Genomic DNA, 425 nt, shown 5'->3' with positions numbered 1-425 from the left:
CGGATGAACAACGGGGAAGACGTTAGCGAATCCACGCTCGACCCCGACCGCGCCGTGGAGATCGTGGATTGGTTGGAGCGATACGAGTACGCGAGTCGGCGGCACGTCATCGTCCTGTTGCTCTGGCACACTGGGTGCCGTGTGGGGGAGCTTCGTGCGCTCGACTTGGGCGACGTTGATCTGGACGGGAACCGGCCCCGCGCCGATGGACCGGCGATTCATTTTGTGCATCGACCGGAGTCGGGAACGCCGCTCAAGAATCAGGAGAACAGCGAGCGGTGGAACGCGATTAGCGCCCACGTCGCGCAGGTGTTGGATGATTACATTCAGGGGAAACGCAAGGCGGTGACCGACGAGCATGGCCGTGCCCCGCTGATTACGACCCGGAACGGCCGGGTGTCGGTGTCGGCCTGTCGGGATACGCT

The 425-nt window shown here is 63.5% G+C and carries 1 protein-coding gene; it reads left to right on the top strand.

Annotated features, from left to right (window positions below; genetic code table 11):
* Window positions 1-425 (top strand): site-specific integrase (locus FY251_RS21665; protein ID WP_148416965.1); only part of this gene is annotated, 425 nt, incomplete at both ends.

The sequence above is a fragment of the Haloferax sp. KTX1 genome (assembly GCF_902410085.1).
In the GTDB taxonomy this organism is placed as follows: Archaea; Halobacteriota; Halobacteria; order Halobacteriales; family Haloferacaceae; genus Haloferax; species Haloferax massiliensis.
The sequence above is the reverse complement of the archived record's forward strand: the minus strand, read 5'-3'. Positions and strand labels throughout refer to the sequence as shown.